The sequence below is a fragment of the Niallia sp. FSL W8-1348 genome, assembly GCF_038006745.1.
In the GTDB taxonomy this organism is placed as follows: Bacteria; Bacillota; Bacilli; order Bacillales; family Cytobacillaceae; genus Niallia; species Niallia alba.
Map to the genome: position 1 here is coordinate 3,515,959 of NZ_JBBOVV010000001.1, position 11,967 is coordinate 3,527,925.

10 protein-coding genes and 1 pseudogene are annotated in these 11,967 nt (G+C 27.9%); all 11 read left to right on the plus strand.

The genetic code is table 11. The features are described 5' to 3' along the window. Positions 1-284: 284 nt before the first annotated feature. The 11 genes and pseudogenes from NST60_RS16565 to NST60_RS16615 all read left to right on the plus strand — a co-directional run bounded on the left by NST60_RS16565 (position 285) and on the right by NST60_RS16615 (position 11,945). Positions 285-1,514 carry a hypothetical protein gene (locus NST60_RS16565; RefSeq protein WP_341099482.1) on the plus strand — a complete coding sequence of 410 codons (1,230 nt, stop codon included), beginning with the start codon at positions 285-287 and terminating at the stop codon, positions 1,512-1,514. Between the two features lie 3 nt (positions 1,515-1,517). Next, positions 1,518-2,051, plus strand: coding sequence for a hypothetical protein (locus NST60_RS16570; protein WP_341099484.1), 534 nt, complete (start codon positions 1,518-1,520; stop codon positions 2,049-2,051). After that, entirely contained in the window at positions 2,036-3,955 is a 1,920-nt protein-coding gene (locus NST60_RS16575) for a hypothetical protein (RefSeq protein ID WP_341099486.1), read from the plus strand. The genes NST60_RS16570 and NST60_RS16575 overlap by 16 nt, the downstream gene beginning before the upstream one ends. A 347-nt stretch (positions 3,956-4,302) precedes the next feature. Beyond that, complete coding sequence (locus tag NST60_RS16580) at positions 4,303-4,749, plus strand: VOC family protein (protein WP_144546919.1); 447 nt, start codon at positions 4,303-4,305, stop codon at positions 4,747-4,749. Between the two features lie 364 nt (positions 4,750-5,113). Further along, positions 5,114-6,253: a serine hydrolase domain-containing protein gene (locus tag NST60_RS16585; protein WP_341099489.1), complete on the plus strand. Its 1,140-nt coding sequence runs from the start codon at positions 5,114-5,116 to the stop codon at positions 6,251-6,253. A 514-nt stretch (positions 6,254-6,767) separates the two neighbouring features. After that, positions 6,768-7,868 (plus strand): hypothetical protein, encoded by a 1,101-nt coding sequence (locus NST60_RS16590; protein ID WP_341099491.1) that lies wholly within the window; start codon positions 6,768-6,770, stop codon positions 7,866-7,868. Between the two features lie 16 nt (positions 7,869-7,884). Beyond that, positions 7,885-9,330 carry an AAA family ATPase gene (locus NST60_RS16595; RefSeq protein ID WP_341099492.1) on the plus strand — a complete coding sequence of 482 codons (1,446 nt, stop codon included), beginning with the start codon at positions 7,885-7,887 and terminating at the stop codon, positions 9,328-9,330. A 263-nt stretch (positions 9,331-9,593) separates the two neighbouring features. Continuing rightward, positions 9,594-9,863, plus strand: coding sequence for a hypothetical protein (locus NST60_RS16600; protein WP_341099493.1), 270 nt, complete (start codon positions 9,594-9,596; stop codon positions 9,861-9,863). A gap of 403 nt (positions 9,864-10,266) precedes the next feature. After that, positions 10,267-10,383: pseudogene (locus NST60_RS16605) on the plus strand (hypothetical protein); the annotation flags it as partial. A gap of 334 nt (positions 10,384-10,717) precedes the next feature. Then, positions 10,718-10,951 (plus strand): preprotein translocase subunit SecG, encoded by a 234-nt coding sequence (gene secG, locus NST60_RS16610; protein WP_031540682.1) that lies wholly within the window; start codon positions 10,718-10,720, stop codon positions 10,949-10,951. A gap of 250 nt (positions 10,952-11,201) precedes the next feature. Further along, entirely contained in the window at positions 11,202-11,945 is a 744-nt protein-coding gene (locus NST60_RS16615) for an alpha/beta hydrolase (protein WP_341099495.1), read from the plus strand. Positions 11,946-11,967: the final 22 nt, after the last annotated feature.

Consider the following 11,967-nt stretch of genomic DNA (forward strand, 5'->3'; position numbering starts at 1 on the left):
AGTAAGCTTTAATGATATTGCAAAAATGACAAGTGTACCAAGAAGCACAATATAAGCAGTATTAAAGAAGATAAAAGGGTAGAGGGTAGTTAATTGAACTACCCTTTTTGTTTTTTTAGACATGGATAAAAATGTACTTTCAAAGGATTAGGGTATTTTAGAAGATTTGAAATTAAGGTGAATTTTTTCCAAAAAAATGAATATTAAGTACCAAAATATCATTTGCTTGATTATACTTATAGTAGTAGATATTTACCATTCAATTAGATGAAAGGGAACGTTTTATGGAATTAATTAATAGAGATGCTAGTGATAAATACAAGGGTTTTAGATACCAAAAATTACGTTTAGCTAAAAAAATGCTAGAACTAATAAAGGCTGATCTTAAAGCAAATATTATTGCGATTCCAGAATATAGGGATGACGGGTTTCTTATTGATAATCTAGGTAACTCTATTCTTGAACAAAATAAAGAATATAGTAATAATTTCACGATGAATAGTGTAGAGATTCAAAAATCTGTAGTGAATTTTTTGGATAACTATTTTGATTTGGATAAAGACCCCCATATAAATTATATATTTCATACCAATGTTAATTACGCAAAAGAAAGAGATAGTATTTTATTACAAAAACTTAACCTTAAACCATTAGACAAACCTATATTAGAATATTTAATAACTAATGACTTCAATGATAGTGTAATAGAATTTTTCTCTAAAATAATTATTGAATCGTATATCGAACAATATAAAATTGTTCCCAGTAAGCCAAGTACATATAAAGGAGTTTACGAAAAAATAATTGTGATGGACAAAGAAGAATGGAGAAAATTTCTAAAAAAATTAACATTTCAATTTGGTCAAGGAAATCTCGATGAACTGACAGTGGAATTGGAAAAGGAAATAAAAGAGTGTGAACTATATGATATGCAACATGTAAATAGAGAGCAACAAATTAGAAGTTGTTTATTAGAAAAAATTGATGAAAGAATGGCGCAGAAACACTTATTACAAAAAATCATGAATATAGATACGATAAAAACTATATTTTATGAAGTGGGTAGCAATATGAACCATTTAAAAATAGATGAAACCCATACATTTTGGTTAGAAATATATGAGGAATTGGAGGGTGAAAAAAATATTAGAAATATTCGAGATAAAATTGAAGCAGTATGTGCAAATTTTAAAGAAACAACACTAAAAAGATATAATAGGGAAGCAACTACTGTTCGAGATGAATTAAAGAATTATGATAAAAGACAAATAAATGCTTTAAGGTTTAGAGTTTATGAAAGTATGGAAAGGTATTTTGATGATAGGTTTCCATATAAGAAAACATACACTTTTGATGAGTTAAACTTAATAATAAAAGAAATTAAAAAGGTTGTTGTGGAGGATATACAAATATTGCGTGAAGATTATGATTATGGAGTGAAGAATAATATTACTATGGAAAAAATCGTTTTATTGTTAGTGGATGAGTGTTTTTATTCTTTTGATAAGGAGTAGTATATGGATAAGCAATTCGATAAGAAAAGACTGATGTATAATAAAAGTGAAGATTTATATTTTATAACATATAATATTATTTTAATATTATATCATTTGAAATGTATTAATTCTAAAAAACAGTTTAAGGATTACAGAAAGCTAGTATTTTTGATTCCTATAATTTCAGATGATAGAATGACGTCTATTTTTATAGATTACTACAAAGGGAATAATAAGCCAAATAAAGTTATATCTAATGTTATTAATAGGTTATATTATGATTCTATAGAAAATATAGTCCTAATTAGATACATATTAATGATATTGGAGAGCAAAGAAATTATTACATTAGTGAATGAAGCTAATAAAACCAATTTATATATTAATAAAATCGATGTTTGTGAATTATTGGTAAAAGATAGCAGGTTTACTAAAGAGGTCGGAAGGATAGAAACAATTAAGAATAACATTAATAGACTTAGTATAGTTAATTATATGACATTTGTGGATAATTTCTTTAAAGGAAATGGAGTAGCAATATGGGAAAATTATTAATCAATTCAGTTTTATACAAAGGAGAAAAGTATTATTATAAAAACGATAAATTACATAAAGGAATTAACCTACTAGTTGGAGATAATGAAAATGGAAAATCAACATTTACGTATTTAATTGTTTATGGGTTAGGGATAAATGTTGATTATTTTAATGAGAGTAATAATGAACCAATTAATGAAATAGTAGAGGATAAAAATAATTTTGTTGAACTCAATATCAGTATTGAAGATTCAGAATTTATATTAAGAAGAAATATCGGACAAAATTTAATTACTATTTACGATACAAAAGAAGAAAAGTATGTAACATATAGTTTAATTAGAAATGGTTATATATACAAAAAGGAAGAAAAGTCCTTTTCTGATTGGATGTTAGATAAGCTAGGAATAGATTTAATCGAGATATCTCAAAATTCTAATACTCATAAATTAAATTTTGAGGATTTAACAAGATTTATTTATTATGATCAAATTACAGATAATAGGAAAATAATAAATGAATTTGGTATTAGATCTTCAGATTTCTATAAGAACAGTAATATTATGAAAAGAAGCATTTTTGAATTATTGATGTCAGGATATCTGGATGAATATTATACAACATACTATAGGCTTAAACAGTTAAATATTAATTTACAAAAAGAAAAAGAAATTAATAAATCGCTTGAAATTGTTAAACAAAATATCTTAAAACAAACTGCTTTTATCGAAGGTGCGAATTTTGAAATTGAACTGGCAAAAATGAAAAGAGATAAAAACAGGCTTGAAACCATTAGGGAAGAATTAAAAGTGGAGGGGAGCTTCGGTTTTGAAGTTGGAGATAGACTTGTTGAATTACAAAAGGATATAGTAGCATTAACACATAAAATTAAAAATATCGAGTTTCAATTAGATAAAGCTGAAGAAAATTTAAACAAATCTAAAAGAGTTGGCGAAGATATCAAAAATGATATTGAACATATAGATAAAATACTATTTACTGCACAATATATAGATATTATTAATGAGGATGTTTGTCCTTTTTGTTTAGAGTCAATTAATTTAGAAGAAGGGCATTGTATTTGTGGATCAAATAAATTTTTAGATTTTAGTAGGTTTATCTATTCTGATAAAGAATATATCGAAATTATGAAATCTAAAATAAAATCTTTTGAAACAATAAAAGAAACTATTAGTGACTACAATGAGGAGTATAAAGCGTTAGAAAATAATTTGATAAAAACTAAGAAGGAACTTGACAGTAAAATAAAATCTATTAAGGAAATTACTAATGATTTACAATATAATTCTAATGCTAACACAATTGATGAAGTAACTAATAAAATTATTGAGTTAAAAGAGACGGAATCACAACTTCAATTATTGTTTGAGAAAAGTAAGGAAATAAAAAAATCTACAAGTAGTATTAATTTGCTAGAGAAGGAAATTAATAAAAACAAAGATCGATTAGCACAACTTCAGGAACAGAAGGATAATAACCTCCAAAAGAATATAGAAAAGTTTGAAGAAATTTATAGTAATTATCTTCATGATTTTTATAATAATGAGGGCAGAAACCATGAAGTAAAATTAGATAGAAATTATATGCCAGTTCTAGGTGAATATAGACATCAAAGTTTTAATGTTCCAAAGAGGTTATTTTATTACCTAACAATGTTAAAAATGTCACTCGATGAATCAATAAGCATTAATTTTCCGAAATTATTAATAATTGATACGATGAAGGACGAGGGTATAGAAATAAATAAATTAATTAAGTTATTTAGTTATTTTAATGAGTTTAAAGAAAAAGACTGCCAAATCATAATTACATGTGGCTATGATGAATATGTTGATTCACTAAAACCTTATTTAATTGATTGGTTAAGTGATGATGATAAGTTACTTAAAGAAAAAACGTAACAGATGGATCATTTATAAAAGATAAAAAGGAAAAAATATAAGGGGTGTGACCGCTTGAAAGAGATGACACAGTTTTTGCTTGATAAAGTGGGACACTTTTTTCCAATTTGAAACGTATATTTTTAATGTTAGCCTCTTTTTGGCTATTTCTAGAAAGAAATTAATGAATGTTTCAGTATTATAATTATGAATCGCCACTCTCAAGATAATGTATACATGCTAATATTTATACACATTTGTAAAGTTGTTCTTGCTGCACTAACGGGGCAGTATTGTTGAGGAAGAACTTTATTAAAATTAAAATAAAATGAGTAATTTTAAACATTGGGGATTGGGGGAAAAGGTCAGTGATAAAAGGACTGTATGAAGGACATTTACCAGTTATAGATTTAGAACGTTCTATCGAGTTTTATGGAAAACTAGGTTTAAAACTGTATAAAAAATATGAGAAAGTAGCCTTTTTTTGGATTGAAGAAGGAAAAAGTTGGATTGGTTTATGGGAAGGAGCAGAATCAAGAGTTCCTTATCACGTTTCATTGAGACATATTGCATTTTATGTTGAATTAGATGATATTAAGAAAGCAAAAAATTGGTTAAAGGAACGTGGGATTGAAGTAAGAGATGAATTTAATAGAGGAACAGAAGAAGCTGTGGTTGTACCTAATCAAGCACATGCAATGATTTACTTTGACGACCCAGATGGAAACCATTTGGAGTTTATTGCAAGATTACCAAAAGAAATTGACCAAACAGAAAAAATGTATTTGAGTGAATGGGAGAAATTGTACTTGTAACTAAAAATAGGTTTGTTTTTTACTCAATAAAATATTGCGAAACGTTGTACGTAAACTATCAGAAGCATTAATTTTAGGATTTAGGAGAATTTATGCTCCTGTTTTTCGGTAAATCTTTTGGAACTAGAAGGAGCAGTATTCCTGTAATAAATGTAAACTAGCTTATGTAAGAAATGGGGCAGGATAGTTCAGTGGGTATTATTGGTAAAAACCTAATTAAGTTGTTAAAATAAATAATTAAATAAATAAGGGGAAATTCATTTATGTACTCTATTTTTAGCTTTATATAACCCAGGATCAGAGGACCTCCAAAAATGATTGGAATGTACTAATAAAATCAGATCATAAATGGAGGAAATAGATAATGGATAAACAAGAATTAAGAAAAAAAGAGCTTGATAAGTTATTTAATTTCTTAGAGTGTAATCGGTTATTTAGTGGAGTTATACTTTTGTCTTTAGAAGGTAAAGTTTTTTACAAAAGGGCTATAGGAAGGAAATCCGATTCAGAAGAACATTCACTTGATTCAGTCTTTGAGATTGCATCTATTTCAAAGAGTTTTACTGCAATGGCAATCTTGATGTTAATCGACCAGAAAAGAATGGGGCTTGATGATGATATAACAAGGTATTTTCCTTCACTCCCGTATAAAGGTATTACTATCAAGAACCTTTTAAATCATACCTCAGGACTACCTGACTATATGGAGTGGTTCGAAGAAACATCAAACTGGGATCATAGTAGAATCGCTACAAATAAGGATGTAATAAATTACTTAAAAGAGCAGAAACCTGAAGTATTATTTGAAGTTAATGCAAAGTGGGAGTATTGTAATACGGGATATGTTTTGTTAGCAGAAGTAATTGAAATGGTTTCTGATCTAACTTATGGTAAGTTTCTTCAAGATAGAATATTTACCCCTCTAGAAATGAGAAATACATCAACGTATTCGCAATTTATAAATAATGAATTAGAGAATTTTTCTATTGGTTTTATCTATGATTGGGAAAAAGATTTATATTATCACCCTAATGAGTTAGTTGAGCATAAGTATGTTTACTTTTTGGATGGTATAAAGGGGGATGGTGGTATTAAGTCTACTGTTGATGATCTTTTCATATGGGAAAAATCAATATTAAATAATAAGCTAATTTCACAAGAAGCCACTAATCTCTTATTAGATCCTGCTTCTTTAATAGGAAACGTTACAACAGGATATTGCCCTGGATTGCATGATAATTATGGTGGGTATGGTCTTGGATGGAAGTTAGAAAATCATCCAAAATATAAGGACATTGTGCTACATGATGGTTACTGGGCAGGTTATTGTACAGGACTTATAAGTTACAAAAACTATAATAAGACCATTATCATGTTAACTAACCTAGATTTTAAAAATGATAAGTTAATAAAGATTCCACATATGGTCACGTTAGCTGTAGAAAAAGTATTATTTAATGAAACAGTGGATTTAGAAGAATTTAAGAAGTTAATCAATTTATAAGTAAAAAAGAAGGAGGGCTTTTCCCTTCTTTTTTACTACAAATATATTTGTAAAACTCAACTTTGTGAATCCATTCACTTAAACAAACGGGGGCTTTAGTAAAACAAATGAAGAGCAAAAAAGAGCCGAATTATGCAAGTTTTTATACACTACTTGTATATTTCGGCTCTTTTTATTTACTGCCATAAGATAGCTTTTATTACTAAAGAGAACATTTTATTCTAAATCTAATTTCCAATTAATTGTGTCACTTAAATGAGCAAAAACTGTTTCATTTTACTTGACGGTCACAAGGGGTTATTAAATTTTATAATATTTTATCGAAGAATTTATTGTAGGCACTCTTAAAGGGTGTCTTTTTTTTATGAAAACTGTGAGTGTGATAGTACAACCGTTCTTGCAATTTGAAAGAAATTTGAATTAGATAGATTTTAATTACTAGGATGTTATAATTAGATAGGATGAAAAACTTGTCATAAATTGGTCTTTTATGACTGAAAAGGGGAGGATTAATATGCCAGCTTTTGATTATTTAATTGAATGGGCGAGCAATATTAATTGGAAAAGATATGTCTTAAATAAAGTAGTAGAGCAGTCACAAGAGGATATTGAATTTCTAAAAAAGGAAATTATAGACATAAAAGAAAATAATAAAAATGTTGAACTTAAAGTACAAAAATCAAACCCAAATCATAACGATTTGAATTTATTGATAAAAGGCTTACAAAACCCTCGGAATATTAATGCGCTTTCTGAGAACAGTAAATTCAATTTAGGTAGTAATCTAAATGTATTTTACGGGGAAAACGGTACTGGAAAGTCTTCTTATGTTAAAGTGTTTAGAAAGTTAGCGAAAAACTATTTTACAAATGAAAAAACACTAGTATTACATCCAAATGTTTATAAGAAAGGTAATTTAGATTTAGTACAATCAATTGATATTACATATGAAATAAATCGAAACGAAAAAAGTGAGATAGTCGATATTAATATGTCTAATTCTGCTTTAAAAAATATAAATGTTTTTGATTCGGATTCTATAATTCCCTTATTAAATGAAAACCTAAGTTTTAGTATTCTCCCCCAAGGTTTTAATTTTTTCCAAGAAACAATTATACTTCTTGATAAACTAAAACATAGTTTTGAAGACGAAATTACTGAGTATAAAAATAAAAAAGGTAAAATTTTTAATGATTCTTCACTTCAAGTTATTAATGATGAGATAAAAGATATTCAGGAAAATTCAACGTTGGAGAGTTTTACTGAATATATCTCAAAAAAATATCCTCAAAATAAAAATTACGAAATTGAAATAACCGAACTTAACTCACAAATCAAGGAACTTACATCTCTAAATATAGAAGACGCTAAAAGGTTATTAAAAGCTCAAATAAGTAAGCTTGATTCTATAAATAAAACAATTAGCTTAGCTTCTACAAAATTGAATGAAGAAAATCTCCATAAAGTAAACATCTTAATTGACCAATTTCTAAGCAAAATTGCAGAAGAAAAAGTACATAATGAAAAGTTTAATAAGCAAATTCGTTTTTTAGAAAAGCTTAATAATGAATGGTTATACTTTGTGAAAAGCCGAAAGTGGAAAACAATACTATAACTCAATTGGTAAAAGTTTGCCGATTGAGTTGGATTTTTGTATTTTCTGTGGTCAAATTCTTGATGGTAAGCACGTTGAAATTATTGAAAATAATTTTAATCATGTTAATTCAACTATAATTCAAGAAAAAGAAAAGATTCAAAGGGATATTTTAAAAAACGATTTAAAAGAATTGAAGCTTACTTTTGGGGATGATGATAAAGAAATAATAGAGAAAGAAGCATTGGCTAATAAAATTCATTCAATAGTTTCTTTAATAAATAATAACATATCAATCTTTTCACAAGCTATAAATAAGGCTGAAATAATAGATTACTCAATTCAATTTGATTTTAGTAGTTTAACAGAAGAAATAACTGAAGAAATAGTTACCTTAAATGAAAGACTAAATAATTTAAATCAGTCAAATATAAGTACGAACAAAATAGTTGAACAATTAGAAAGTAAAAGGAAACAACTTGTTAGAAATTCCTTTATTAATAATAATATCGAATTATTTAAAGAGTGGTTTGAAATAAATGATAAAATTAATCAATTAACAAATATGAAAAAAGGATTTTCGACAAACACAATTACTAAAAAAGCAAAAGAAGCTTTTAAAGATTTAGTTGAAGAGAATTATGTAACAATTTTTAAAAAATATTGTAAGGAATTAAAAGTTAGGGATGTTGAAGTTAAACTTAAACCTCAAAAAGGGAAAACTTTTAGAAGTAAATATGTCGCTGAGGAAAAGTTTAAGATAACTGATATTATGTCAGAGGGAGAGCAAAAGGCTATTGCAATGGCTGAATTTGCAACTGACTTAAAAATGAGAAAAAATTATAATACTGTTATATTTGATGACCCTGTAACTTCCCTTGATTACAAAAGGACAGAAAATTTTGCTAAGTTAATATACAATCTCTCTAAAGATAGACAAGTCATTGTATATACTCATAATATTTTATTTTACTATTTTCTATACAATCAATGTGAAAGTGATAAGAATACTGAAAACAAATTTTATAAAGTTGATTCTTATGACCAAAATAATAAGGGGTTGGTATCTGAATCATTTAGTGGAAGACTAGATAGTATCGGTGATTTAAAGAAAAAAATAAATGGTTATAAGCAAAAAATAGAAAATAAAAATTGTATTGGTGATGAACTTGAATATAATATTTCTCTTGCTTATACAGAAATTAGAACATGGTGTGAATTAATTGTTGAGGAGGGCTTCTTTAAAAGTATTATTAGAAGGTATGAACCCAATATTCGTTTTACCAAGTTAAGTGACATTGATGGTAGTTTTATATATGAGCTTGAAACGGTTACCGATTTATTCAATCGTTCCTGTCGATGGATGATCGGTCATAGCCAACCTATAGAAACATTACATTCAAAACCAAATAGAGAAGATTTTTTTGAGGATTTTGATTATATAAAATCTATCACCAATAAATTCACAAGTGTAAAATGGTAACAAATTGATAATATATTACTACTACCCTTCTAATATATTAATATAAAAAAATATTAGATGACTTCAATTAATGATATAGTTCTATCTGGTATAACTGAGTTTGAAGCTGATATATTTAAAGAAAGTTGGAGGATATTGAGAAACTAAGAGAAGAGAGCGAAATACAGGAAGTTTTAAATAGTTTACAGAGAATTATAGAGATTTCAGTATGCTATTGACCTTTATAAAAAATTTTAAATAAAATGACAGTAAGAGAAATTGACGTGATAACTAAAATTATTAGACCAACTATATATAGAGCAGTAAAGGAAGGAAGTTTGGAATTAATAACTGACAAAGAGATAAGAAAAATTGTAATAAGCATTTTAAAGCTAATAAAAGAGGAATCTTTTATTGATAGAAAAGAATATGAGGACTTCGAAGTTAATTATATTAGTGAATATGAAGAACTTATTAATGAAAGACAGAATGAAAGTACTAACGTGGTTAAAGATGAACTAAAAAGAGAAATAAGCTTGTCCTATCTTATGTAATATTATTCGCTTCTTTGACATTAGCTGTAAATCAAAAGAATATGAAAAACTATCGCTAAAGAATGATATTAAATGCAGTTTTTATGAAAGTTCAAAGTTTTAGATTACCTTTAAATAACGAGTTATGGAAGGTATACGATTGTTTCCAAAAGAGTGCTCAGATAAATTATCTCAAATATCTAGAGAGTAGAGAAGAAGCAAATAATTAGAGATAAACATAAAATAAAAAATACTCTTTTATCAATATTTGAATTTAGAGGAGTATATGTTATATTTTAACTAGTTAGTTCAAACATAATATGAAGTACAGATTAACAAGATTTCTGAACTAATCAATACCATCACATATAAATAGGAAGAAACAAGTCTATAAATGTTGATTTAATCATGTTAATATAAAAATTCATTATCTCGTACAGACCGTATTGCTAAATACAACCAACTTCTTCGCATCGAAGACGAGCTTGGCGAGTTAGCAGTATACGATGGTCTTAAATCTTTCTACAACCTAAAAAAATAATTGAAGTTAAGCCTGTCTTAACTTGATAAACACTCTAGCTTTAGGAGTTTTCCTTTAAGCTAGAGTGTTTTTTTATTAATAGTGAAGGAAGAGGGGAAAGAAGAGCATCATCATTCCTCTGTGACCGAGAGCAAGAGAAACAGCAGGAAAAGGTAACAGAGAACAAACTAGCAAAGATCATCCCTTAATCAAGAGAGTTCTCTCTATTACCTACCATCAAAAAATACATTCTACTAATTATTATGATAAAGACGCGACATACTATTGTGACAAAACATAAAATATGATACATTTAAATTAATGTAGGTTGGTTTTAATGGAGGTGTTTGAGATGATACACACAGTTTTGATTACTTTATTGATTATCGTTGCAATTGCATTAATCGTAGTAGTACTTCTTCAAAATGGTAAGAGTGCTGGACTATCTGGAGCAATTTCTGGTGGTGCAGAGCAGTTATTTGGTAAACAAAAAGCACGTGGTTTAGAATTAATCCTTCACAATGCAACAATCGTTTTAGCGATTCTATTCTTTGTCTTAACGATTGCAGTTAGTTATTTTGATCTATAATAACGAAATTCGGTATAGATGAAAAAAACCTGGCCAGGAAAGGTCAGGTTTTTTTTCGGAAAACAAGTTGGTTCATACATAAGTGTTGATTAAAAAGACGGAACGACTATTAATGAAGTAATCAAATTACTGGATTCTTCTATTTCTTTTTTACTACAATAGAAGGATAGTTCTTTTTCTAACAAACATAGTAATTTAATTATATATAAGGACGAAGGAGAAGATAATAAGACAAAGGAGCGTTTATCTAATGAAAATAGTAGAACAGAAACCATTAACCTTTAAAGGAGATAATAAACGTGCAGTGCTTTTATTGCACGGCTTTACTGGGAATACATCAGATGTACGCTTGCTAGGTAGATATTTAAATACAAAGGGCTACACTTGCTATGTACCTTTATATAAAGGTCACGGGGTGCCACCAGAGGAATTAGTGGAATATGGACCAAAGGATTGGTGGCAGGATGTAACGGAAGCCTACCAGCATTTAAAAGAGATGGGATTTGAAGAAATTGCCGTAGGCGGTCTCTCCTTAGGAGGGGTATTTTCCCTTAAATTAGGTTACACTGTACCTGTAAAGGGTATCGTAACTATGTGTGCTCCAATGTACATTAAAAGTGAAGATGTTATGTATGAAGGCGTACTTGAATATGCTCGTAATTATAAGCAGCGAGAGAAGAAATCAGAAGAAGTTATTGAGCAGGAAATGGCTCAATTTAAGCCAATGAATACATTAAAGGAATTACAAAATTTAATCAAAGAAGTAAGAGAATCGGTTGATCTTATTTATTCACCAGTTTTTGTTATTCAGGCACGACATGATCAAATGATTGATACAAATAGTGCGAATATCATATATGAAGAAGTGGAATCGATTCAAAAAGATATTAAATGGTATGAAAACTCTGGACATGTTATTACACATGATAAAGAAAAAGAAAAAGTTTTTGAGGATTTCTATCAGTTTTTAGAAAAACTAGATTGGAATGAATAAGATGTAAAGGAGGTTTTTTGTT

Coding starts and splice junctions, on each gene's coding strand:
- NST60_RS16585 (WP_341099489.1), top strand. CDS start 5,114: ATGGATAAACAAGAATTAAGAAAAAAAGAGCTTGATAAGTTATTTAAT.
- NST60_RS16565 (WP_341099482.1), top strand. CDS start 285: ATGGAATTAATTAATAGAGATGCTAGTGATAAATACAAGGGTTTTAGA.
- NST60_RS16575 (WP_341099486.1), top strand. CDS start 2,036: ATGGGAAAATTATTAATCAATTCAGTTTTATACAAAGGAGAAAAGTAT.
- NST60_RS16590 (WP_341099491.1), top strand. CDS start 6,768: ATGCCAGCTTTTGATTATTTAATTGAATGGGCGAGCAATATTAATTGG.
- NST60_RS16615 (WP_341099495.1), top strand. CDS start 11,202: ATGAAAATAGTAGAACAGAAACCATTAACCTTTAAAGGAGATAATAAA.
- NST60_RS16570 (WP_341099484.1), top strand. CDS start 1,518: ATGGATAAGCAATTCGATAAGAAAAGACTGATGTATAATAAAAGTGAA.